Origin of the sequence: Salibaculum sp., assembly GCF_035270045.1 — a bacterium.
Taxonomy (GTDB): domain Bacteria; phylum Pseudomonadota; class Alphaproteobacteria; order Rhodobacterales; family Rhodobacteraceae; genus Salibaculum.
In genome coordinates this window covers 18,130-40,419 of record NZ_DATFIP010000055.1, presented here as the reverse complement: position 1 = coordinate 40,419, position 22,290 = coordinate 18,130, and the positions used below count along the sequence as shown (strand labels likewise).

The 22,290-nt window shown below is 64.7% G+C and carries 22 protein-coding genes; 13 read left to right on the top strand and 9 right to left on the bottom strand.

Annotation, left to right across the window (positions count from 1 at the left end):
* Positions 1–14: 14 nt before the first annotated feature.
* The 6 genes from VJ897_RS09075 to VJ897_RS09050 form a co-directional block, all read right to left on the bottom strand.
* Positions 15–1,295 carry a biotin/lipoyl-containing protein gene (locus VJ897_RS09075; protein WP_324055287.1) on the bottom strand — a complete coding sequence of 427 codons (1,281 nt, stop codon included), beginning with the start codon at positions 1,293–1,295 and terminating at the stop codon, positions 15–17.
* Positions 1,285–2,280 carry an alpha-ketoacid dehydrogenase subunit beta gene (locus VJ897_RS09070; protein ID WP_324055285.1) on the bottom strand — a complete coding sequence of 332 codons (996 nt, stop codon included), beginning with the start codon at positions 2,278–2,280 and terminating at the stop codon, positions 1,285–1,287. Before VJ897_RS09070 ends, VJ897_RS09075 begins: the two co-directional genes overlap by 11 nt.
* A 10-nt stretch (positions 2,281–2,290) precedes the next feature.
* Positions 2,291–3,268 carry a thiamine pyrophosphate-dependent dehydrogenase E1 component subunit alpha gene (locus tag VJ897_RS09065; RefSeq protein ID WP_324055283.1) on the bottom strand — a complete coding sequence of 326 codons (978 nt, stop codon included), beginning with the start codon at positions 3,266–3,268 and terminating at the stop codon, positions 2,291–2,293.
* 108 nt (positions 3,269–3,376) lie between these two features.
* Entirely contained in the window at positions 3,377–4,687 is a 1,311-nt protein-coding gene (locus tag VJ897_RS09060) for a M24 family metallopeptidase (RefSeq protein ID WP_324055281.1), read from the bottom strand.
* Positions 4,688–4,751: 64 nt separating this feature from the next.
* A complete protein-coding gene (locus VJ897_RS09055) occupies positions 4,752–5,561 on the bottom strand; it encodes an SDR family NAD(P)-dependent oxidoreductase (protein ID WP_324055279.1) in 810 nt (269 codons plus the stop codon).
* A 23-nt stretch (positions 5,562–5,584) separates the two neighbouring features.
* Positions 5,585–7,411, bottom strand: a complete 1,827-nt coding sequence (locus VJ897_RS09050; RefSeq protein WP_324055277.1) for an ABC transporter substrate-binding protein — start codon at positions 7,409–7,411, stop codon at positions 5,585–5,587.
* Positions 7,412–7,618: 207 nt separating this feature from the next.
* Between VJ897_RS09050 and VJ897_RS09045 the strand changes: the two genes are divergently transcribed.
* The 8 genes from VJ897_RS09045 (at position 7,619) to VJ897_RS09010 (ending at position 15,219) form a co-directional block, all read left to right on the top strand.
* On the top strand, positions 7,619–8,578 hold the full coding sequence (locus VJ897_RS09045; RefSeq protein WP_324055275.1) for a sugar ABC transporter substrate-binding protein: 960 nt from the start codon (positions 7,619–7,621) through the stop codon (positions 8,576–8,578).
* Positions 8,579–8,654: 76 nt separating this feature from the next.
* On the top strand, positions 8,655–9,452 hold the full coding sequence (locus VJ897_RS09040; RefSeq protein ID WP_324055273.1) for an SDR family oxidoreductase: 798 nt from the start codon (positions 8,655–8,657) through the stop codon (positions 9,450–9,452).
* 39 nt (positions 9,453–9,491) lie between these two features.
* A complete protein-coding gene (locus tag VJ897_RS09035; RefSeq protein ID WP_324055271.1) occupies positions 9,492–10,466 on the top strand; it encodes an ABC transporter permease in 975 nt (324 codons plus the stop codon).
* A gap of 12 nt (positions 10,467–10,478) precedes the next feature.
* Complete coding sequence (locus VJ897_RS09030) at positions 10,479–11,480, top strand: ABC transporter permease (protein WP_324055269.1); 1,002 nt, start codon at positions 10,479–10,481, stop codon at positions 11,478–11,480.
* Positions 11,477–12,988, top strand: a complete 1,512-nt coding sequence (locus tag VJ897_RS09025) for a sugar ABC transporter ATP-binding protein (protein ID WP_324055267.1) — start codon at positions 11,477–11,479, stop codon at positions 12,986–12,988. The genes VJ897_RS09030 and VJ897_RS09025 overlap by 4 nt, the downstream gene beginning before the upstream one ends.
* 1 nt (position 12,989) lies before the next feature.
* Positions 12,990–13,859: an NAD(P)-dependent oxidoreductase gene (locus VJ897_RS09020; RefSeq protein WP_324055265.1), complete on the top strand. Its 870-nt coding sequence runs from the start codon at positions 12,990–12,992 to the stop codon at positions 13,857–13,859.
* Positions 13,856–14,572: a ThuA domain-containing protein gene (locus VJ897_RS09015; protein ID WP_324055263.1), complete on the top strand. Its 717-nt coding sequence runs from the start codon at positions 13,856–13,858 to the stop codon at positions 14,570–14,572. The genes VJ897_RS09020 and VJ897_RS09015 overlap by 4 nt, the downstream gene beginning before the upstream one ends.
* Before the next feature lie 50 nt (positions 14,573–14,622).
* Positions 14,623–15,219, top strand: coding sequence for a uracil-DNA glycosylase family protein (locus VJ897_RS09010; RefSeq protein WP_414706715.1), 597 nt, complete (start codon positions 14,623–14,625; stop codon positions 15,217–15,219).
* On the opposite strand, the gene VJ897_RS09005 is transcribed toward VJ897_RS09010, so the two are convergent.
* On the bottom strand, positions 15,216–15,839 hold the full coding sequence (locus VJ897_RS09005) for a GcrA family cell cycle regulator (RefSeq protein WP_324055261.1): 624 nt from the start codon (positions 15,837–15,839) through the stop codon (positions 15,216–15,218). The two genes, VJ897_RS09010 and VJ897_RS09005, sit on opposite strands and share 4 nt — an antisense overlap.
* A gap of 133 nt (positions 15,840–15,972) precedes the next feature.
* Between VJ897_RS09005 and VJ897_RS09000 the strand changes: the two genes are divergently transcribed.
* The 5 genes from VJ897_RS09000 (at position 15,973) to argF (ending at position 20,181) form a co-directional block, all read left to right on the top strand.
* Positions 15,973–16,776, top strand: a complete 804-nt coding sequence (locus tag VJ897_RS09000; protein ID WP_324055260.1) for an ABC transporter permease — start codon at positions 15,973–15,975, stop codon at positions 16,774–16,776.
* Between the two features lie 87 nt (positions 16,777–16,863).
* Entirely contained in the window at positions 16,864–17,364 is a 501-nt protein-coding gene (locus VJ897_RS08995; protein WP_324055258.1) for a ClbS/DfsB family four-helix bundle protein, read from the top strand.
* Between the two features lie 188 nt (positions 17,365–17,552).
* Positions 17,553–18,731: an aspartate aminotransferase family protein gene (locus VJ897_RS08990; RefSeq protein WP_324055256.1), complete on the top strand. Its 1,179-nt coding sequence runs from the start codon at positions 17,553–17,555 to the stop codon at positions 18,729–18,731.
* On the top strand, positions 18,724–19,206 hold the full coding sequence (locus tag VJ897_RS08985) for a GNAT family N-acetyltransferase (protein ID WP_324055254.1): 483 nt from the start codon (positions 18,724–18,726) through the stop codon (positions 19,204–19,206). Before VJ897_RS08990 ends, VJ897_RS08985 begins: the two co-directional genes overlap by 8 nt.
* 48 nt (positions 19,207–19,254) lie before the next feature.
* Positions 19,255–20,181 carry an ornithine carbamoyltransferase gene (gene argF / locus VJ897_RS08980; protein ID WP_324055252.1) on the top strand — a complete coding sequence of 309 codons (927 nt, stop codon included), beginning with the start codon at positions 19,255–19,257 and terminating at the stop codon, positions 20,179–20,181.
* Between the two features lie 18 nt (positions 20,182–20,199).
* On the opposite strand, the gene VJ897_RS08975 is transcribed toward argF, so the two are convergent.
* Both VJ897_RS08975 and VJ897_RS08970 read right to left on the bottom strand, forming a co-directional pair.
* Entirely contained in the window at positions 20,200–21,669 is a 1,470-nt protein-coding gene (locus VJ897_RS08975) for an inorganic phosphate transporter (protein ID WP_324055251.1), read from the bottom strand.
* A gap of 110 nt (positions 21,670–21,779) precedes the next feature.
* Entirely contained in the window at positions 21,780–22,253 is a 474-nt protein-coding gene (locus VJ897_RS08970; protein ID WP_324055249.1) for an NUDIX hydrolase, read from the bottom strand.
* Between the last annotated feature and the right edge of the window lie 37 nt (positions 22,254–22,290).

Below are 22,290 nucleotides of genomic sequence, written 5' to 3'. Positions count from 1 at the left end.
TCGGTCTCCAGGGGTCAGAGCAGGTGGCGGAGCGGTTGCTCCACCCGGCCCGCGAAGTCGGAAAGAAGCTGGATCGCGTCAGCGGCATCCATTTCGGACGGGGCGCATTCCAGCGTGAGGGTCAGCCCGTCACCCTTTGGTGTCAGGGTCAGAGCCGGGGTGGCTTCGCCGCCCATTTCGACGCTGGTCAGCCGACTGCCGCGCAGGTCACGCAGGATCAGGGCCGGGGCATCATCGGTTTCCATGGCGTCTGACAGGCCTCGGCCGGCGGGCAGTGCATAGGTTTTCGTCTGTCCCTGCCGTTCGACGGCCACCGGCCCGGGAACAGGCATCGAGCAGGCCGCCAGCGCGGCCAGGATCGCGTCGGCATCCGAAAGACCATGCGCCCCCGCGGCCCAGGCGGTGAAGCCCGGCAGGCCATCCTCGGGCACCTCGGCCACAAGCCGGCGACTTGCCGTGCCCACCTCGGCGGCCGATGCGGCGGCGGGCAGGCTGCGCAACGTGTCGAGGTCTCTGACATGGTAGGGCTGCGGATAGCCCGCCTTGGCCAGACGGGCCAGGTCCAGCCCCTGTTCCAGCGCCAGCCGCCGCGCCTTGGGCGAGGCGAGTATGCGCCCGCCTGCTGGCTGCGGTGCAGCCGGCTGCGCGGTGCGCGACGGTTCGGGCGTCGGCTGAGGCCTGGTCGGGACGGGTTCCGCCGCCGGTGCCGCCGCCGCCTTTGCGACAGAGCGGGCCACGGGGTTTGCCGGTGCCGCCTCGCTGATCACCGCCACTGGCCCGCCGACGGGCACCTCTTCGCCGGCCTGTGCAAGCGTTGCGGCGAGATATCCGTCGCGTCCCGCTTCGACCTCCATGGTGCTCTTGTCGGTTTCGACCTCGAAAAGCACGTCCGTCGCCGCGACGGCGTCACCTGGCGATTTGAGCCACCCCACCAGCAGCCCGGTATCCTGCGCCATGCCAAGCTGTGGCATGGTCACGCTATGGCCATCGGGAAGGTCATCGGCCGGGGCCTCTGCCGCGGGGGCCGCGGCCGTTTGGGCAGGCGTGTCATCCTCGGCGCTGTCGCTGATCCGGGCGATCACCGCGCCCACGGGCACGTCCTCGCCCTCGCTGGCGCTCACGCCGGTCAGGAAGCCCGCGGCCTGCGCCTCGACTTCCATCGTGGCCTTGTCGGTTTCCACCTCGAACAGGGCATCCCCCTTGGCGACTGCGTCGCCGGGGGCTTTCAGCCAGGACACGATCTTGCCTGCGTCCTGAGCCATGCCCAGCTGAGGCATTGTCACGTCACGCTGCATGAATCATGTCCCCAGCACAGAGCTTGCGAGCGTTCTCGGCCACGCCCTCGGGTGTCGGCACGGTGATGTCTTCCAGTGCCGGGCTGAACGGAACGGGCACGTCCATCGCGCCCATGCGCAGAACCGGCGCGTCGAGGTGATAGAAGGCCTTTTCGTTCAGGCGGCTGGCGATTTCGGAAGTCACGCCGTAGCTTTGGTGGCCCTCGTCGATGACGATGGCGCGGCTGGTCTTCTTGACGCTTTCGATCAGGGTGGCCTCGTCCAGCGGCACGATGGTGCGCGGGTCGATGACCTCGGCGCTTATACCGTCGGCGGCCAGCATTTCAGCGGCCTTCTCGGCCACCTGCACCATGGAGGACGTGGCGATAAAGGTGATGTCCGATCCCTCGCGCTTCACGTTGGCTTCGCCAAAGGGGATCAGGAATTCCTCTTCCGGGACCGGGGCCTTGTCCTGGTACATCAGCTTGTCTTCGAAGATCACGACCGGGTTGTTGTCGCGGATCGCCGTCTTCATCAGGCCCTTGGCCTCGTAGGCCGAGGAGGGCATTGCCACCTTCAGCCCCGGAATATGCGCCACCAGCGCCTGCAAGCTCTGCGAGTGCTGCGCGGCCGACCGGCGCGTTGCCCCGAGGTTGGTGCGCAGGACCATCGGCACGGTCAGCTTGCCACCGGACATGTAGTGCTGCTTGGCCGCCTGGTTGCACAGCTGATCCATGACCAGGTAGAGGAAATCGCCGAACATCAGGTCGACGATGGGCCGCGCGCCGGTCATGGCCGCGCCCACGGCCAGCCCGACGAAGCCCGGTTCGGCGATGGGCGTGTCGATGACGCGCTGGGTGCCGAACTCCTCGACCAGGCCCGACAGGACCTTGAAGGGCGTGCCGGCCTCGGCCACGTCTTCGCCCATCAGGAAGACCGTTTCATCGCGGCGCATTTCCTCGGCAATGGCTTCGTTCACCGCCTGGGACAGGGTAATTTCTCGCATCTCTCTCTCCTCAGTCCGCGTAGACATGCATGTCGACTTCGGAAACGTCGGGGTATTTCGCGGCCTCGGCGTAGGCGACGGCCTCGGTTGCATCCTTGTCGATCTCGGCGTTCATCGCCTCGATCTCTTCTTCGGTGGCGATGCCCTGTTCGACGAGGTAGCCACGGAAACGCACGATCGGGTCGCGGTTTTCCTTCCAGTCCTTTTCCTCGTCCTTGGACCGGTAGTATTCGCGGTTGATGTCGCCGACGTGGTGGCCGTGGTAGCGGTAGGTTTCCAGCTCCAGGAAGAATGGCCCCTCGCCCTTGCGGCAGCGCGCCACCAGTTTTTGCGTCAACTCGTTGACCGCCAGAACGTCCTGGCCGTCAACCTTGAAGGCCTCGATACCGAAGGCCTCGGCCCGCGCGGTGATGGACCCGGCGGCGATTTCCTCGGTCTTGGTGTACTCGGAATAACCGTTGTTCTCGCAGGCATAGATCACTGGCAGGTTCCAGAGCGCGGCCATGTTCATGACCTCGTAGAGCAGGCCCTGCGCCGTGGCCCCGTCGCCGAAGAAACAGACGGTCACGTCATCTGCGCCTTGCAGTTTCGAGCGCAGAGCCGAGCCCGTGGCAATCCCCATGGAGCCGCCGACGATGGCATTGGCGCCCAGGTTGCCGTGGCTCTGGTCGGCGATGTGCATGGAGCCGCCCTTGCCCCGGCAATAACCTTCTTGCTTGCCCAGAAGCTCGCAGAACATTTCCTTGAACGCGGCACCCTTTGCCACGCAGTGTCCGTGGCCTCGATGGGTCGAGGTGATGCGGTCGGAGTCGGTCAGGGCCTCGCAGATGCCCACGGCCACGGCTTCTTCGCCGGAATACATGTGGGTCAAGCCGGGCATCTTGGCCGACAGGTAAAGCTGGTTGGCGTTGTCCTCGAAGGTGCGAATGCGCACCATCTGGCGGTACATCGCCAGGTAGTCTTCGGTGTTGGTCTTGGCCTTGGCCATTGTCAGTGTCCTTTGCGGGGCGACCATCAGGGTTTCTTCTGGCCGCAAGTATCCTCGGGGGGTGTGGGGGGCAGACAGCCCCCCACATGTGCTGGAGCGATGGCTTGCTCAGTAGCGGTTGGCGATCGGCAGGTCCTCGGCCGGGAACAGGCTGATTACCTCGCAGCCGGTCTCGGTCACCACGACCTCTTCCTCGATGCGGGCGGCGGAATAACCGTCGGTCGCCGGGCAGTAGGTCTCCAGCGCGAAGACCATCCCGGTCTGGATCTCCATCGGGTGATCGAGGCTGACCGCGCGGCTGATGATCGGCCGTTCGTGCAGCGCCAGCCCAAGCCCGTGTCCGAACTGCAACCCGAAGGCCGCATCCTCGTTCGGGAAGCCGAGGCTTTCCGCCGTCGGCCAGACCTCGGCCACCTTGTCCGTGGTCACGCCCGGCTTGATCATCGCGATCGAGGCATCGATCCATTCGCGCGCCTTGACGTAGGCGTCGTTCTGCGCCGGTGTCGCGCGCCCCACGTTGAAGGTCCGGTAGTAGCAGGTCCGGTAGCCCTGGTAGGACTGAAGGATATCGAAGAAGGCCTGGTCACCGGGCCGGATTAGGCGGTCCGTGAAGTTGTGCGGATGCGGGTTGCAGCGTTCGCCCGAGATCGCGTTGATCGCCTCGACGTCGTCGCTGCCCATTTCGTAGAGCATCTTGTTGGACAGCGCGACGATGTCGTTCTCGCGCACGCCCGGCTTCAGCTCTTCGTAGATCATGTGGTAAACGCCATCGACCATGCTGGCCGCCTGGGTCAGAAGCTGAATCTCGTCCCAGTTCTTGATCTCGCGGGCCGCCAGCATGATCTGCTGGCCGTCAACAACCTTGATGCCCTCTTCCTGCAATGCGTGAAACATGGCCGTTTCGGCATAGTCCACACCGACCGGCATGTCGGCCATGCCCGCGTCCTTGATCAGTTCGGCGATCATCTTGGCGTATTTGCGCATCAGGCCGAATTCCGGCGGGATCGTCCCACGCATGCCGACGACGCCGGCAAGGCAGTGATCGGGTTCCAGCCAGTCCGAATACTTCTGGTGGTGCACCGCGGCGCTGCCGAAGTCCCAGACATAAGGCGAATCGTCGCCGGTCAGAAGGCAGAAGCGGCACATTTTGTCCCGCTCCCACTCGCCGATCTTTGTGGAAGAAACATAGCGGATGTTGTTGACGTCGAACAACAATAACGATCCGGCCTGCGAGGCCTGCAACGACTGCCGCGTGCGCGCGAGGCGATAGCGGCGCAGCCGGTCGTGATCGACCCGGCGCTCGAAATCTACCGACATGTGGCCGGGCGAAGGCAGCTTTGCCTCCCACTGCCAGTTGGGTTTCAGGTCCTGCGGGGTCAGCAGGTTGGGCATCAAGGCATTGCCTGGACGGTCTGACATGAAGAACTCCTTGCCGGGGCGTGCCCGCGGCTGTTTGTGTGCGGATCTCTTGGTGGAGGCGGGGCTACTTTGTCACCCAGCCCCCGTCGATGTGGATCATCTGGCCGGTCATGTAGTCACTGTCGTCGCTAGCCAGGAAGGATGCGGTCCCGGTGATGTCGTCCGGGTAGGAGACGCGCTTGATCACCAGGTTGTTGGCGACGATGTCGTCGTAGGCCTGGCCTTCGCGTTCCTTGAAGCCGATATCGACAAGGTCCTTGTCAAGCTGTTCCCAGAGCGGGGTGACGACCACGCCCGGCGCATAGCCGTTCACGGTGATGTTATGCTCGGCCAGACCGAGGGCACCGCATTCCGTCAGTGCCAGGCAGCCGTATTTCGATGTGCAGTAGACGGTGACGTCGATCAGCGGCTTGCGGCTGGCGATGGAACCGACGTTGATCAGCTTGTAGGGGTGATCCTCCATCGGTCCCTGGGCGATCATCTGGCGGGCAACTTCCTGCATGCCCAGCCACATGGCCTTGGTATTGACGTTCATGATCATGTCCCAGTTGTCTTCGTCGATATCCATGAAGAACCGGGGCTTGTTGAGTCCGGCGTTGAACACGCCCACGTTGATGGACCCGAAGGCCTCGACCGTGGCGGCGACGGCGGCGGCGTTGTCCGCGCGCTTGGTCACGTCCATGCGCGCGGCAATCGCTTTGCCGTTCCCGGCGGCATTGATCTTGTCGGCCATCTCTTGCGCGGCGTCGAGGTCCAGGTCCCCGAGACAAACGTTGGCGCCCTGGGCCGCGAAGGCCTCGGCATTGGCGGCGCCCATGCCGCGGGCCGCGCCGGTGATCAGGATGTTCTTGCCGTTCAGGCGATTGGGGTCCATGGTTTCCTCCCTTGGGTGTCGGACTAGGTGACGGTTTGTCGCAGCATGTCGTCCGCGCGGGCCTGGACCCGGGCGAGCGCCTCGCGCGGGGTCACGACCCCGCGGAGCATGTCGTGAAGCTCGTGGCCACAGATGCGGATGATGTCTGACACCTGCGGGATCGGCGGACGCGGCCAGAACTGCAGCTCGTCGCGCCATGACATCTGGTCGACCATCTCGAAGATGGGCGAGAGGCGGCGTACCTCGGGGTCCGCGCCAACCGAATAGCGCGGTGCCGTGCGGCTGCCGTTCTGGGCATAGAGCTTTTGTGCCGCGGGCGAGGTGAACGCGACCAGCGCTTCGGCGGCATCCTCGACCCGCTCGCGGGCCAGGTTGGACGGCACGCAGAGCACATAGCCCCCAACTGGCGCGATGGGCGCGCCCTCGGGGCCATGAGGATGGGGCAGGTAGCCGGTGTTGCCATGAGCCGGGCAGCTGCTGTCCAGTTCGAAATAGGGGGCCAACAGGGTATAGCCATAGGCCATGGCTACCTTGCCCTCCGCATAGGGGCGGACGCGCTCGTACCACGACATGGACAGGATGTCGGGCGGCGAGAAATCCAGCAGTTGCATCAGGTAGTCGGCCGCCGCATGGGCGCGATCGGTATCGAAGCGCGGCGCGAAGCCGCCCTCGGCCAGGTTGTCGGCGTCGAAACCACCGGCGATGCGCGGGATGTCGATGATCGGCTGGCCGAAGGCGGCGCAGGTCATCATGAAGGTATGGCCGAGGGCCGTGCCCCGCGCCGCGTTCCAGGCCACGCCGTAGCGCCCCCGGCGCGGGTCGTGCAGGCGGCGTGCTGCGGCGATCACGGCATCGGTGGTCGCCGGCGGTTCAAGCCCTTCGGAGGCGAACCAATCCTTGCGATAGAACATCAGTTCGGGGGTCGTCTGGCTCGGCACGCCATAGGGCGCGCCACCCCAGTGCGCCGCGCGCCAGCCTGCGGTGTGAAAGTCGCTGGGATCCAGGCGGTCAACATCCATGACATCGGCCAAGGGGCTGATGACACCCTTGGTGACGAACTCGCCCAGCCAGGGCAGGTCGACGGCGATCAGGTCATAGCGGCTCTTGGGGCGGGCGGCGTTGCGCAGGGCCTCTTCGCGCAGTCGGTCTATGGAAAAGGCGCGCTGGTGGATGTCGGTGCCGACGATTTGTTCGAACTGTCGCTTGAGCGTTTCCATGACCATGAAGGTCGGATCGCCATGTACCAGGATGCGCAGGCCGCCCGACAGCTTGAGCGGCTGCGGCAGGGCACTTGGCGGGGCGATGGCGGCCAGGCCGGGTTGGTAGGAGCGCCCGAAATAGTAGTCGGCGTCGCCACCGTCGCCGGATTTCTGCAGCAACGTGGCCCGGGCCATGCGGTCGACCCGGTCGGCCAGCTGGCTGAAACTATCCAGCAATTGCGGGCTGGGATGCAGCGAGAAGCTCTTGCCGCTCTTCGTGCGCGGGCGCTGTTCGATCAGTCCGGCACCGCGAAGGTCGGCCAGCTTGCGCGTGCCGGTGGCATAGGGCACCCCGGCCGCAGCGACCATGGAGGAAGGAGAGATCACGCGTCCCTCCAGGTGCCCGCGCAAGAGGTGCAGGATCATGTTGAGATGCGGGTTCGGCGTGTTGGGGTCGATCGCCGTGTCGATCTCGACGCAGAAGGCCTGAAGAAAATGCACGATGCGTTCGAGGTCGGGGCTTGCCGCCACGCCGGACAGGCCGTCAGCCGGGCCGACAGAGGTTTGTCCGTAATGGATATCTTTGGCAGCAGGCTGGTGCATGGCTCGCAGATTGTCGGAGGTTGCAGGGGCGCGGTTCGATTCGTGCATCGATGTGTCCTCAAAATGTTCAAATTGGGCTGCCGACTGTATGGATAAAAAATCCGTATCGGATACAAAAATATCCATATTGGATTAAATGATGGATCACAAGCGAAGCAGAATCGCGCGTTATTGAGACAGGATCGCGCCGGGTGTCATCCCGGTCTGGGAGGACAGCCGCGATCCGCACAGAACATCTAATGGGAGGACCCAGGAATGAAGAAGACAATGAAATTAGCGCTGGCTTGCTCGACGGCCATGATCGGCACGTCGGCCCTGGCCGAGGCGCATTCGACCTACACCATCGGCATCACCCAGAATAACGTGGGCGTCGACAGTTATCAGACAACCTACGAGCAGGCCTTCATTGCGGCGGCCGAGGCCAACGACAACGTCGAGGTCGTGGTGCTGGATGCCGGCGGCGACGTGGCCCGCCAGATTGCCCAGATGGAAGACCTCATCCAGCAGGAAGTCGATGCGATCATCATCTGGCCGACCAACGGCGAGGCCGTGATCCCCGCCGTGCGCAAGGCCAGCCAGGCCGACATTCCGGTGGTCGTCACCAACTCGAACATCGCCGAGGCCGGCTTCGACTTCGTCTCCTCCTTCTCGGGTCCCGACAACGTCACCCAAGGCGCGCGTTCGGCCGAGATCATGTGCGACCGCTTCAAGGCCCTGGGCATCGAGGACGAGGCCCGCGTGGTCGAGATCACCGGCCAGCCCGGCTACACGACCGCGATCGAACGCTCCGACGGTTTCCAGGATCGTCTGCCCGAGGTCTGCCCGAACGTCGAACTGGTGGAAAGCCAGCCCGGCGACTGGAACCGCGAGAAATCGCAGCAGGTCATGGAAGCCTTCCTCGTCAAGTATGACGACATCGACGGTGTCTACGCCGGGGACGACAACATGGGCGTGGGAGCGCTGAATGCCGCCAAGGCCGCGGGCCGTGACGGCATCACCTTCGTCGGCGCTACCAACTTCGCCGTTGGCTACGAGGCCATGGCAGACGGGGACTACTGGGGCTCGATCTACCAGTCGCCCGTCGATGACGCCGAGGCCGCGCTGAAGACGGCGATCGACACGCTGAACGGCGAGGACCTGCCCTTCCTGAACTACTTCGACACGCCGAAGATCACTCAGGACAACATGGACGAGTTCTCCAAGCCGGTGTTCTAGGTCTCTCCCGGAATGCGCGGGGTGGCGTCTCTGCCCCGCGCATTTTTCGTTCCAAGGCAAATCGGGAGGGTGTGTCATGACGCGAGTCTCGGGGCGGTCCTGCATCGTCACTGGCGCGGCACAAGGCATCGGCCGCGCGATCGGAGAAGCCCTCTTGGCCGAGGGTGCGAATGTCTGTTTCGCCGACATAAACGCGAACAAGATCGCCGAGGTGGCAGCGGCGAACGTGGCGCGCGCGGACAGGGCCGGCGCCAAGGTGACCCACGCGGTGGTGGATGTCACAGATCGCGGGCAGGTTCGTGCAATGATCGACCATGCTGTCGAAATCTTCGGACGGCTGGACGTCAAGTTCAACAACGCGGGCGTGAACAAGCCTATGAATTTCCTCGACGTGACCGAGGAAAATTGGAATTTCATTATGGGTATCAATGGTCTGGGCTGCATGATCGGCATGCAGGAAGCGGCCCGTCAGATGATCGCCCAAGGCGGTGGCGGCAAGATCGTCAACACCGCCAGCATTGCCAGCCGGCAGGGCTTCGACAATGTTGCACCCTACTGCGCCAGCAAATGGGCAGTTGTCTCGCTCACGCAATCGGGCGCCCGGGACCTGGCCAAGCATGGCATAACCGTCACGGGTTTCGCGCCCGGCGTTGTCGCGACCGAGATGTGGGAACAGGTCGACCAAGACCTGATGGAGATCGGCGCCGCCGAGCGCCCCGGACAGGCGATGGAGGAATTTTCGGCCGAGATACTCAAGGGCCGCGTGGCCCGGCCCGAGGATATCACCGGGACGACGACGTTCCTTGCCTCGAAGGACAGTGACTACATGACCGGGCAGATCGTTATGATCGACGGCGGAATGACCTTGGTGTGACCGGGCCGCGGGCCGCGGCGCACCATCTGGGAGGATGACATGGCGGAATTGACGAAAAAGGGGATCGGCGGCTTCCTCGCCCGGCAGGGTATCCTGGTCGCCTTCGTGCTGTTCATGGTCGGCTTCGCGCTGGCCAATCAGCGTTTCATCGCGATCGACAACATCTTTGGCGTGATCCGGTCCTCGGCGATCCTGGGTGTGATGGCGCTGGGCGTGACCTTCGTGGTGATCGGCGGCAATTTGGACCTGTCGGTCGGGTCGATGATGTCCTTCTCGACGATCGTCGTGCTGGACCTGCATGATACGCTCGGTCCGACGCTGGCGATACCGGCCATGTTCGGCCTGACCCTGGCGCTGGGGGCCTTCATCGGGTTTCTGGTGGGCTACCTGAAACTCAATTCACTGATCGTAACGCTGGGGATGCTTTCCGCGATCCACGGCCTGACGCTGACATGGTCGGGCGGCCAGAACATGGACATCGCCGACAAGGAAGGCACCTGGTTCGGCATCTTCGGGCGCGGCGATGTGCTGGGCGTGCCGATGCCGATCGTCATCTTCGGCACACTTGCCATCGTGCTGAGCCTGGTGCTGTCCAAGACGCCCTTCGGGCGCAAGATCTATGCCGTGGGCGGCAACGGGCAGGCGGCAACCTTCTCGGGCATTCCCCGGGCGCGGGTGGTGTTCTTCACCTACCTGATCTCGGCCTTTTGCGTGGCCACGGCCGGCCTGTTGCAGGCCAGCCGCAGCCTGGGCAGCCAGAACACTGTCGGCCAGGGCTACGAACTCGAGGTGCTCGCCATGGTCATCCTGGGCGGCGCATCGCTGCTCGGCGGGTCGGGCACGATCATCAAGACCGTGATCGGCGTTCTCATCTTCGGCTTCATCGAGAACGGCCTGCTGCTGATCGGCCTCGAATTCTACGTCCAGGACGTCGTGATCTGGGCGGTCATCATCCTGGCGGTTTGGCTGGACATCGCCGCCAAGCGGGGCCGTCTCTGGTCGCCGATCGCCTGAGGGAGGGACACCATGAAAATGGCAACACGCAAGGACCTGCTCAAGCAGGGCGCGATCTGGGGCTTCATCGTCCTTGAACTGGCCTTCTTCTCGATCGCGGGCAATTACCTGTCGGTCACGGACACGGCCTTCATGGATTTCGATAACATGCTGCTGTTGCTCAAGCAGTCGGCCCCTATCGGGATAATCGCGTTGGGCATGACAATCATCATGATCAACGGCAACATCGACCTGAGCGTCGGCGCCACCTTCGCGCTGGCCGCCATCGTGATGCTGGACAGCATGACCTGGCCTTTCATGCAGAACCTCGGTGACTGGGCCATCCCGCTGGCCTGGGGATTTGCGCTGCTGACCGGCGTGGTGCTCGGTGCGATCAACGGATTGATCGTCTGGAAGACGGGGGTGGATGCCTTCATCGTCACACTGGGGTCGATGCTGGGCTTTCGCGGGCTCGTCTTCATGTACAACGGAGAGCAGCCCACAAGCCATCTGAACTGGACGCTGGTGGATTTCGCCGAGGCGCAGTTCCTGGGGCTGCATACCGCAAGCTGGTTCCTGCTCGGGGTGGCGTTGATCCTTTGGCTGGTCATGACCAAGACGGTGCACGGCCGCAATGCCTATGCCATAGGCAACAATCGCGACGCCGCCGTGAACGCCGGTATACGGGTCGGGCCGCACTTCCTGCTCAATTTCATGCTGATCGGTTTTCTCGCGGCGCTATCGGCTGTCGTCTTCTATTCGGAAAGCGGTTCGGTGAACCCCAACGACGGCATGCTCTACGAACTGTGGGCGATCACCGCCGTGGTGCTGGGGGGCACCAAGCTGGCCGGGGGCTACGGCTCGATCATCTCGACCCTTGGCGGGGTCATCGCCATCCAGCTGCTGCGCAAGGGGCTGGGACATATCGGCGCCGATACCGAAACGGTAAACCTCGTGATCGGCCTGATCCTGATCGCGGTGCTGTTCCTGGATCGCCAGCTGAACCGCAAGGGCAAGGAGGAGCTGAAGATATGACGGATCAAACCCCTGTTCTGCGCCTGGAAGGGGTGGTCAAGACCTTCCCCGGCGTGCGTGCCCTCGATGGCGTCTCGTTTGATCTTCGCCCCGGCGAGGTTCATGCCCTGATGGGCGAGAACGGCGCCGGCAAGTCCACCCTGATGAAGGTGCTCGGCGGTATCTACGATCCCGACGAGGGCCAGATCTATGTTGCCGAGGAACCGGTGACCGTCGCCTCACCCATGCAGGCCAAGGCGCGAGGTGTCGTCTTCATCCACCAGGAGCTCAGCCTCGCGGATGAACTCACGGTGGCCGAGAATATCTGGCTGGGCGAACTGCCGCTTAAATCATTCGGCCGGGTGGACTGGGGCAAGCTCTACACGGATACCGACGCGATCCTCAAGACGCTCAACGTGGGCTTCGATGCAAGGACACGTGTCGGGGACCTGTCGATCGCCAACCAGCAAATGGTCGAGATCGCCCGCGCCCTGACCGTTGATCCGCGCGCGGTCATCTTCGACGAACCCACGGCCTCGCTCACCGATGCCGAGAAGGTGGTGCTGTTCAAGGTGATCGCGGATCTGCAATCCAAGGGCGTCGGGATCATCTACATTTCGCACCGGATGGAAGAGATCTTCAAGATCACAGACCGGATCAGCGTTCTGCGTGACGGGGGCTATCGCGGCACGCTCAACACGGCCGAAACGGACGAGGAAGCGGTCACGCAGCTCATGATCGGGCGCAAGCTGGATCTCAGCCGCAACGAAAGCCATCACGAGATGGGCGATGTCGCGCTCGAAGTGCGCGGCCTGTCCTGTGGCCACCTGTTCCGGGATGTCAGTTTCACCGTCCGGCGGGGCGAGGTCGTGGGCTTCTACGGGCTGGTGGGCGCGGGCCGGACGGAGATCGCCGAAACGATCTTCGGCCTGCGTGACCCCTCCGAGGGGCAGATCCTGCTCAATGGCGAGGAGGTTCGCATCCATTCCCCCATCGACGCCATCGCGCGCGGTATCTCGTTGGTGCCCGAGGATCGCAAGGGTCAGGGGCTGGTCCTCGGCATGAATTGCCGGGACAACATGACCCTGCCGCAGGTCGATGACCTGACCGCCGGGCCCTTCGTCAGCGACGGGGCCGAGATCTCGATCTTTGACCAGTATCGCGACAAGCTCGAAATTCGAACGCCGGGCTGGCGCCAGACCGTCGGCAACCTGTCGGGCGGCAACCAGCAGAAGATCGTCATCGGCAAATGGCTGTCCATGCGTCCCGAGGTGCTGATCGTCGATGAGCCCACGCGCGGCATCGACGTCGGGTCGAAGTCGGAGATCCACAACCTGATCCGCGACCTGGCCGCGCAGGGCTATGCCGTTATCGTCATCAGCTCGGAAATGCCGGAGGTGCTGCATGTCAGTGACCGGATCGTCGCCATGTTCTCGGGCCGAGTGATGCGCACGTTCACTTCGGAAGAGGTGACAGAGGACAGCCTGATCCAGGCGATCTCCGGTCTTGAAAGTGACAAGGTGGCCTGACATGCGGGTCGGATTTGCCGGCCTCGGCCGTATGGGTGCCCATATGGCGAGCAACCTCGTGGCTGCCGGGCATGACGTGACCGTCTGGAACCGCACGCCCGGCAAGGCGCGGGCGCTGGCCGACCGGACAGGCTGCGCCGTGGCCGACAGCCCGGCCGCGTTGACCGAGGCGTCCGAGGTCGTCGTGACCATGCTGGCCGATGATCTGTCGTCCGAGGCAGTGCACCTTTCCGAAGACGGGCTTTTCGCGGGCGGTGGCGCGCGGGTGTTCGTGGAAATGGGCACCATGTCACCCGATCACATCGCGGCATTGGCCGAAGCCGCGCCGGCAGGCTGTACGGTGATCGACGCTCCTGTCTCGGGCGCCACGCAGGCGGCGGAGGAGGCGCAATTGCTGATCATGGCGGGCTGCACCGAGGCAGAGGCCGTGCCCCTGATGCCGCTCTTCGATGCCATGGGTCGGGCGACGATCTGCCTTGGCGCCATCGGCGCGGGTGCGGTGATGAAACTGGTGGTCAACTCGCTGATCCACGGGATCAACCAGACTTTGGCCGAGGCCATGACCCTGGCCGAGGCCGCTGGAATCGCCTCCGAGGCCGCGTTCGACGTGATCGAGAACAGCGCCGCCGCCGCGCCGATGCTGAAATACCGCCGCCCGCTCTACCTGGACGAGGCGGCCCATGACGTGACCTTTACCGTCGCACTGGCGCGAAAGGACATGCAGGTCACATCCGCCCTGGCCGAAAGGCTGGGCACCGCCATGCCGCAGGGGCGGGTGACACTGGACAGACTGCTCAGGGCCGAGGCCGAGGGCTATGGCGCCCGCGACATGGCCTCGATCCTGCAATTCATGAGGAAGGACCGGACATGAAGGCTGCGCTTTTCGTCGGCGGCTGGGAGGGTCACACGCCGACGCATTTCGCCGATTGGTACAAGGACCTGCTGGAGTCCAACGGCTTCGAAGTGGACGTATACGACACGTTGGCGCCGCTGGACCGGCCCGAGGACCTGGCCGACCTGGACCTTATCACCCCGATCTGGTCCTCGGCCCGCTCAGGCCACCAGGCCGAGTTCGGCAACATGACCAAGTCGCAAGAGGACGGGTTGCTCAAGCTGATCGGCGATGGCTGCGGGCTGGCTGGATGGCACGGGCACATGGGTGACGCCTTTCGCGACCGGCCAACCTACCATTTCCTGATCGGCGGGCAGTTCGTGGCGCATCCGCCGGGCTGGCCGGACAACCTCCAGCCCAAGGAAGACTACATCGACTACGACGTGACCATCTGCCAGCCCGACCATCCGCTGGTCCGGGGCATCGGCAGTTTCCGCATCAGGTCCGAGCAGTATTACATGCTCACCGACCCCTCGAACACCGTGCTGGCCACGACCACCTTTTCCGGTGAGCACCTTTGGTGGATCGAAGGCACGGTGATCCCCGTCACCTGGACCCGGCGGTGGGACAAGGGGCGGGTGTTCTATTGCTCCATCGGGCACGAACTGGACGACCTGAAGGTGCCGCAGGTGACCGAGATGATCCGACGCGGCGCCATCTGGGCTGCCGAGGGCAAGCAGGCGGCGGGCTGACAGCGCGGCGGCACGGCGCTAGGTTGCTGCTCCGAAAGGAGCCGTCGATCGTGGACGCCGACACGCTGAAATCCCGTATCCGGGCCTGTTCGCTCTGCGCCGAAGATTTCGCGGGCACGACAACCGCCCATGGGCCGCGGCCCGTCGCCTGGTTCCGGCCCACGGCGCGGCTGCTGATCGCGGGGCAGGCGCCGGGGTTGCGCGTGCATGAAAGCGGCGTGCCCTTCGATGACCGTTCGGGCGACCGTCTGCGCGACTGGCTGGGGCTCAGCCGCGCCGAATTCTACGACAAGGACCGGGTGGCGATCGTGCCAATGGCCTTCTGTTTTCCGGGATATGACGCCCGCGGGAGTGACCTGCCTCCGCCCCGGCGCTGTGCCGAAACGTGGCGCGCGGCGGTGATGGCGCAGCTGCCCCGCGTCGCCACGACCGTGGTGATCGGCGGCCATGCCCAGCGTTGGCACCTTGGCCCCGAGGCCGCGCGTGCGGGGGTGATCGAAACCGTGCGCAACTGGCGCGCCCATGCGCCGGGCACCTTCGTTCTGCCGCACCCGTCTTGGCGCAACACAGCTGTCTTGCGCCGCAACCCTTGGATCGAAACAGAGCTCTTGCCGGCGCTGAAACAGCGGGTGCTGGAAACCGTCTAGCGCTTGCGATCGCGGCGGCTGGACATGGGCTGGAAGGCCACGCCCACATGGGCCTCGCAATAGGGCTTGCCCTGTTGCACCGGCAGGCCGCAGAAATAGAAATCCTCGGTCGCCGGATCGCCGATGGGCCACTTGCAGGTCCGCTCGGTCAGTTCCATGAGGTTGAGCCTCTTGGCGGCCTTCTCGACTTCGCTCACCTTGGCCAGGGCCTCGGGGTCGATCTCGTTGGCGCTGGGCTGGGGCGGCAGCGGCTGGCCGGCGGGGATGATGGCCCGGCGCGCGGTGGTGCGCGGCGCGTCCTCGTTGGCCTCTCCTTGGCCGGCCGGTGCCTCGGGCGCGGGGGCGGCGACGTTCTCGGCCTCAGGCTCGGGCCGGGCCTTGGGCTTGGTGGCGGGCTTCGGCGCGGGGGCCGGTTTCGCAGGCGCCTCGGGCGCGGGGGCCGCTGCGGTCGCGGCGGCGGCACCGCCCGACCCGGCCCGATTGGACAGGCCCAGCCGGTGCACCTTGCCGATAACGGCATTGCGTGTCACGCCACCCAGCTCCTTGGCAATCTGGCTGGCCGACTGGCCTTCGCCCCACATCTTCTTCAACGTCTCGACGCGCTCGTCGGTCCAGGACATCTGCTTCCAATCCGCTCGGTCTGGCCCCGGATGGCGCTTCGCCACCGCGCGGGGGGTTGTATCTCGGGTCAGCGTCCTATTCTAAGCACGCACACCGCAGATACAAGCGGATCGAAGGCAAAAGGACGGGCGGATGACCGAGAATCCGGAAATGGGCGTGCGCCGTTTCGGCGCGGTGAACTGGCTGGGCACCTGGACCCTGGCCCGGCGCGAGGTACAGCGTTTCATGAATGTCTGGAGCCAGACCGTCATGGCGCCGCTGATCAACGCGGGGCTTTTGCTTATGATCTTCACCATCGCCATCGGCAGCCGCCGCGGTGATGTCATGGGCGTGCCATTCCTCGAATTCATCGCGCCGGGCATCCTGACAATGACCGTGATCCAGAACGCTTTTGCCAATACCTCGTCCTCAATCGCCAGCGCGAAGGTACAGGGTAATATCGTCGACACGCTAATGCCGCCGCTGTCGCCGGTGGAGCTGCTCCTGGGGTACCTGGCCGGGGCGGTGGCGCGGGGCCTCATGGTGGCGCTGGTGATCGCGATCGGGGCCTGGATGTTCCTGGATGTCCCCTGGCCACATCCGCTTTGGTCGCTGACCTTCGTGGTGGCCGGGTCGGTCGTCCTCGGCGGGCTGGGCATGATCGGCGGCATCTACGCCAACAAGTTCGACCAGTTGGCCGCGATCACGAACTTCCTGATCACGCCGCTGGCCTTCCTGTCCGGCACTTTCTACTCGATCGAGGCATTGCCGCCCGCGTTGCAAACCTTCAGTCACCTCAACCCGTTCTTCTACATGATCGACGGGGTGCGCTACGGGGCGATCGGCGTATCCGACAGCTCCCCCTGGCTGGGGCTGGTGGTGGTTCTGTGCGCGGCCGTGGTGATCCTGGGAATGGTCTGGATCTGGCTGAAACGTGGATACCGGCTCAAGGCCTGAGACCCGGGCCGAACCTTGCGCGGGATCAAGGCGTAATCGGGTTCTGCGCGCCATCATGGGGCGTGATGACCCGACAGGAGCCGGTCCATGCCCGCCGCCACCACCCGCGCCGACCTGATTGCCGTCACCGAAAAGGACTATGCCAAGCTGGAGCGGCTGATCGCCGGCATTCCGACCGTCCAAGCCATGCGCAAGCGCGACGAGGACACCTCGATCAAGGACGTGATCGCCCATCGCGCCCATTGGATCGACCTGTTCCTGGGCTGGTATCACGACGGCCGGGCCGGCAAGGACGTGGCCTTTCCCGCACCGGGCTACAAGTGGAATCAGCTCAAGGCCTACAACGCCGACCTGCGCCAAAGGCAGTCGGACCTGGACTGGGACGCGGCGCGCGCGATGCTCGCCGACCGGCATGGGCGATTGCTGGCCTTCATGACCGAAATGGACGACGCGGCGCTTTACGGGGGGCCGATGAAGGGCGCCGACAACGACTGGACGACCGGACGATGGGCCGAGGCCGCCGGGCCGTCGCACTATCGCTCGGCCGCCAAATACATCCGTGCCTGTTTGCGTGCGGATGCCGGATAGGGGTTCCAACGGCCTGGGAATTGCCCTAAGGGCCAACCCATGATGTGCGTGCCGATCACCACCCAGACCCGACGCCGACGCTGAACCTGCGTCCGCGACGCCACGCGCGTCCACCATTTCCCTTCGCATCGTTGACCAATGCCCGGCCTTTCGGCATCACTCGGGCTTTCCAAGCAAGGACAACAAAGATGATCCCTTCCGTTCTACCCACCTACAACCGCGCGCCGCTCAGCTTCGTGTCGGGCGAGGGCAGTTGGCTGGTGGAACAGGACGGGCGCCGCTTCCTCGACTTCGGCGCGGGGATCGCCGTGAATGCGCTGGGTCATGCCCATCCCGACCTTGTGCAGGCGCTGACCGACCAGGCGGGCAAGCTCTGGCATGTCTCGAATCTCTACCAGATCGAACCGCAACAGCGGCTGGCCGACATGCTGGTGGACAAGACCTTCGCCGATACGGTGTTCTTCACCAATTCCGGCACCGAAAGCTGCGAACTGGCCGTCAAGATGGCCCGGAAATACCGTCATGACCGGGGCGAGGACCGCCCCGTCATCCTGACCTTCGAGGGGTCGTTTCATGGCCGCTCCAGCGCGGGTATCGCCGCGGCTGGGTCGGAGAAGATGACCAGGGGGTTCGGGCCCTGTCTGCCCGGTTTCCAAAGCCTGCCCTGGGGCGATCACGAGGCGCTGAAATCGGCTGCCGCACAGCCGGACGTGGGCGCGATCCTGATCGAGCCCGTGCAGGGCGAGGGCGGCATCCGCCCGTTGCCTGACCAGTGTCTGGAGGGGCTGCGGGAGCTTTGCGATGAACACGGGCTGCTGCTGATCCTTGACGAGGTGCAGTGCGGCATGGGCCGGACCGGCAAGCTCTTCGCGCATGAATGGGCCGGGGTGAACCCGGACATCATGATGGTCGCCAAGGGCATCGGCGGGGGCTTTCCGCTGGGCGCTGTGCTGGCGACGGAAAAGGCCGCGCAGGCCATGACCGCGGGTAGCCACGGGTCGACCTATGGCGGCAACCCGCTGGCCTGTGCGGTGGGTTGCAAGGTCATGGAGATCGTGGCCGACGACGCCTTCCTGTCGCAGGTCAACCGCAAGGCGGGCCAATTGCGGCAGGGCCTGGAGGGGGTGGTCGCCAGTCATCCGGATGTCTTCGAGGCCGTGCGCGGTGCGGGCTTGATGCTGGGCCTGAAATGCAAGGCGGCCAATACGGACGTGGTGCAGGCGTGCTACGACGAGGAGATTCTGACCGTGCCCGCGGCCGATAACGTGGTGCGCCTGCTGCCGCCACTGACCGTGACCGATGCGGATATCTCCGAGGCCGTGAACCGGCTCGATGCCGCCGCAAGTGGCATGACCGTGCATGGTTGACTACAGCTTTCGCCCCGTGACACCGGCCGATGCGCCGATGTTCAAGGCCTGGCTGGCCCAGCCCCATATCGCGGGCTGGTGGCGTGATGGCGAATCCGAATGGGCGCTGGTTGCCGGCGATATCGAGAATCCCGCCATCAACCTGCGGATCGTGCACGCCGGGGGCATCCCCTTCGCGTTCCTCCAGGATTACGACGCACATCACTGGCCCATGCCGCAATATGCCGACCTGCCCGCGGGTGCGCGGGCCCTTGATACCTTCCTGGGCGACCCGGCCTTCCTGGGCCAGGGGCACGCGGCGGGCTACATTGCCGCGCGGCTGCGCCGGTTGCGACGCCGCCACCCGGTTATCCTCACCGATCCCGATCCGGCCAATACCCGTGCCATCGCGGCCTATGCCCGGGCCGGATTTCGCCCCCTGAAAACAGTGCCGGGCGAAGACGGCGATCCCGTGCAGGTGATGATCCACCCCTGATACGGCATTACCCGGACTTCGCCCCGACCAAGAAAAAAGCAGATCGACATGACCCATTTCCTCGACATCAACAAGACCGACGCCACCGAGCTGCGGCGGATCATCGACAACGCCGCCGCGATGAAGCACGATCGCAATGGCCGCCCGAAAGGCATGGCCGATGACGACACCCCGCTGGCCGGGCAGATGGTGGCGCTGATCTTCGAGAAACCCTCGACCCGGACCCGCATTTCCTTTGACGTGGGCGTGCGCCAGATGGGCGGTGAAACCATGGTCCTGTCGGGGTCCGACATGCAGCTGGGCCATGGCGAGACCATCGCCGATACCGCGCGCGTCCTGTCGCGCTATGTCGACCTGATCATGATCCGCACCTTCGAGGAACAGACCCTTCTGGAGATGGCCGAACATGCCGACGTGCCCGTGATCAACGGGCTGACCGATCGCAGCCATCCCTGCCAGATCATGGCCGACATCCTGACATTCGAGGAACACAACGGGCCCATCGCGGGCAAGAAGGTCGTCTGGTCCGGCGATGGCAACAATGTCTGCGCCAGTTTCATCCATGCCGCCGGGCAGTTCGGCTTCGACCTGACCTTCACCGGGCCGGAGCCGCTGGACCCCGAGCAGGTCTTCATGGAAGAGGCCCGCGCCAAGGGCGTCACGGTCGAGGTCGAGCGCGACCCGGTAAAGGCCGTGCAGGGCGCCGACCTTGTCGTGACCGATACCTGGGTCAGCATGCATGATCCCCAGTCGGCCCGGGAACGGCGCCACAACCAGCTGCGCGGTTACCAGGTCAATGCCGATCTCATGGCCGGCGCCAATGCCAATGCGCTGTTCATGCACTGCCTGCCTGCCCATCGCGATGACGAGGCGACATCTGAAGTCATGGATGGCCCCCATTCGGTGATCTGGGACGAGGCCGAGAACCGCCTTCACGCACAGAAAGCGATCATGCGGCACTGTCTGGGCGTATGATCCCTGAGCTGGGTGCGTTCAGAACACCACCGTCGACAGCCCCAGGAAGATCAGCCCTGACAGCACCGCCGCCGCGGGCACGGTAATGACCCAGGCTGCGACGATGGTCATGAAATGCGACCGGCGCACCAGCTTGCGCCGCCGCCGCTCCTCGACCGGCAGGCGCACCCCGCGGGCCGCTCCACGATCGCGGGCCCGGCGTTCGTGGTGCCATTCCCGGTAGAAGCCAACGCCGAAGACCCCGCCAACGGCAATATGCGTCGAACTCACCGGAAGGCCCAGCCAGCTTGCCACGATGACCGTGATTGCCGCTGACAGCGCGACGCAATAAGCCCGCATCGGGTTCAGCTTGGTGATCTGGCTGCCGACCATCCGGATCAGTTTCGGTCCGAAAAGCACCAGCCCGAAGGAGATCCCGAAGGCCCCGATCACCATGACCCAGGTGGGGATGCTGACCTTGCCCGCAAATTCGCCGAATTGCTCGGCATGGACGATGGCGGCCAGGGGCCCCACGGCGTTTGCCACGTCATTGGCGCCATGGGCAAAGCTCAGCAGGGCGGCGGAAAAAACCAACGGCAGGGCGAACAGCGCCTTGAGCGACTTGTTGCGGTTTTCCATCCCCTCGGATTGGCGTCGGATCAGCGGCGCGGCGACCACATAGGCCACGGCCCCGACCGCCAGCCCGACCAGCAAGGCGGTGCCCAGGTCGAGCGTGACGATCCGCTTGAGGCCCTTGACCGCCAGGTAGGCCGCGAAGGCGCCCGCCATGATCGCGATCAGCACTGGTACCCAGCGCCGCGCGGCGGCGATCTTGTCGTCCTGATAAATGATCCGCGCCTTGATGAAGGCCAGGAAGGCGGCCGCGATCGCGCCCCCAAGCATCGGTGAGATGACCCAGCTGGCGGCGATGGCGCCCATGGTCGGCCAGTTCACGGCCGCCAGGCCGGCGGCCGCGATCCCGGCCCCCATGACCCCGCCGACGACGGAATGTGTGGTGGATACCGGTGCGCCGACCCAGGTGGCGAGGTTGACCCAGAGTGCCGAAGAAATCAGCGCCGCCATCATCGCCCAGATGAAGACCTCGGAATCGGCCAGGCTGTCGGGCGTGATGATCCCCTTGGAAATTGTTGAAACCACGTCGCCACCCGCCAGCAGCGCCCCGGCGCTTTCGAACAGGGCCGCGATGACGATGGCGCCACCCATGGTCAGCGCATTGGCACCCACGGCGGGGCCCATGTTGTTGGCCACGTCGTTGGCGCCAATATTGATCGCCATGTAAGCGCCGAAGATCGCCGCGGCGACAACGATCAGGGATGTCGGTTGCCCGCCCCAGAAAAGCCCGGCCAGCAAGCCGACAACCACCATGAAAGCGAGGGCAATGCCGGGTCCCACCATCGGGCGCGACACGTATTGAGAGGCGTATTCGAGCTGGCTTATCCGGCCCAGATCCTTGTCCAGGGTCGTCCACTCGGTGTTCTTGTCGGCCATGCCGTCCCCCTGTGCCGCGCGAACCGGGCCGCTCGTCACAAAACTGTTACGTTCCCGTTCGGCGGTCCGTTAGTGGAGTGCAAGGGACGATGCAATCGCGCGGCGGACGATCAGGCGGCGGTTCGCTTCGCGAACCGGGTAAGAATGTCACGCAACCCCTCTTCTCCGACGAGATCGGCGGCATCGGACAGGGGCACCCACTTGCGCCTGCGATCCTCGGCTTCGGGATAGTCATTGCTCAGCGCGCGCACTTCGACCGGATAGACGTAGGTCGTGCAGGGCACCCGCGGTCCATCATCAAGCGTCTTGGTCGTCCGGAATTTTCCGAACGCGGAAGACTCGGCCTTGCCATGCTTGACCCCGGCTTCCTCCCAGGCTTCGGTCAGGGCCGTGCCGGCCCCGTCGGTGCCTTTCACAGGCCAGCCCTTGGGCATGATCCAACGGCCGGCACTGCTCTGGACAAGCAGGATTTCAGGGCCGTCCGAGCCGCCACGATAACACAGTGCCGCCATTTGCACCGCGTTGGGACGCCGGAACAGCGGTGCGAAATAGTCGCGTATCGCGTGAAGTCGGAACTGGATCATGTTTCCCTGCCTGCCCTGCATTCTTTTTATCGGGGGA

Excerpts from the sequence above, each read along its gene's own strand:
- VJ897_RS09075 (WP_324055287.1), bottom strand. The coding sequence starts at position 1,295 with ATGCAGCGTGACGTGACAATGCCTCAGCTGGGCATGGCTCAGGACGCA.
- VJ897_RS09070 (WP_324055285.1), bottom strand. The coding sequence starts at position 2,280 with ATGCGAGAAATTACCCTGTCCCAGGCGGTGAACGAAGCCATTGCCGAG.
- VJ897_RS09065 (WP_324055283.1), bottom strand. The coding sequence starts at position 3,268 with ATGGCCAAGGCCAAGACCAACACCGAAGACTACCTGGCGATGTACCGC.
- VJ897_RS09060 (WP_324055281.1), bottom strand. The coding sequence starts at position 4,687 with ATGTCAGACCGTCCAGGCAATGCCTTGATGCCCAACCTGCTGACCCCG.
- VJ897_RS09055 (WP_324055279.1), bottom strand. The coding sequence starts at position 5,561 with ATGGACCCCAATCGCCTGAACGGCAAGAACATCCTGATCACCGGCGCG.
- VJ897_RS09050 (WP_324055277.1), bottom strand. The coding sequence starts at position 7,411 with ATGCACGAATCGAACCGCGCCCCTGCAACCTCCGACAATCTGCGAGCC.
- VJ897_RS09045 (WP_324055275.1), top strand. The coding sequence starts at position 7,619 with ATGAAGAAGACAATGAAATTAGCGCTGGCTTGCTCGACGGCCATGATC.
- VJ897_RS09040 (WP_324055273.1), top strand. The coding sequence starts at position 8,655 with ATGACGCGAGTCTCGGGGCGGTCCTGCATCGTCACTGGCGCGGCACAA.
- VJ897_RS09035 (WP_324055271.1), top strand. The coding sequence starts at position 9,492 with ATGGCGGAATTGACGAAAAAGGGGATCGGCGGCTTCCTCGCCCGGCAG.
- VJ897_RS09030 (WP_324055269.1), top strand. The coding sequence starts at position 10,479 with ATGAAAATGGCAACACGCAAGGACCTGCTCAAGCAGGGCGCGATCTGG.
- VJ897_RS09025 (WP_324055267.1), top strand. The coding sequence starts at position 11,477 with ATGACGGATCAAACCCCTGTTCTGCGCCTGGAAGGGGTGGTCAAGACC.
- VJ897_RS09020 (WP_324055265.1), top strand. The coding sequence starts at position 12,990 with ATGCGGGTCGGATTTGCCGGCCTCGGCCGTATGGGTGCCCATATGGCG.
- VJ897_RS09015 (WP_324055263.1), top strand. The coding sequence starts at position 13,856 with ATGAAGGCTGCGCTTTTCGTCGGCGGCTGGGAGGGTCACACGCCGACG.
- VJ897_RS09005 (WP_324055261.1), bottom strand. The coding sequence starts at position 15,839 with ATGTCCTGGACCGACGAGCGCGTCGAGACGTTGAAGAAGATGTGGGGC.
- VJ897_RS09000 (WP_324055260.1), top strand. The coding sequence starts at position 15,973 with ATGACCGAGAATCCGGAAATGGGCGTGCGCCGTTTCGGCGCGGTGAAC.
- VJ897_RS08995 (WP_324055258.1), top strand. The coding sequence starts at position 16,864 with ATGCCCGCCGCCACCACCCGCGCCGACCTGATTGCCGTCACCGAAAAG.
- VJ897_RS08990 (WP_324055256.1), top strand. The coding sequence starts at position 17,553 with ATGATCCCTTCCGTTCTACCCACCTACAACCGCGCGCCGCTCAGCTTC.
- VJ897_RS08985 (WP_324055254.1), top strand. The coding sequence starts at position 18,724 with ATGGTTGACTACAGCTTTCGCCCCGTGACACCGGCCGATGCGCCGATG.
- argF (WP_324055252.1), top strand. The coding sequence starts at position 19,255 with ATGACCCATTTCCTCGACATCAACAAGACCGACGCCACCGAGCTGCGG.
- VJ897_RS08975 (WP_324055251.1), bottom strand. The coding sequence starts at position 21,669 with ATGGCCGACAAGAACACCGAGTGGACGACCCTGGACAAGGATCTGGGC.
- VJ897_RS08970 (WP_324055249.1), bottom strand. The coding sequence starts at position 22,253 with ATGATCCAGTTCCGACTTCACGCGATACGCGACTATTTCGCACCGCTG.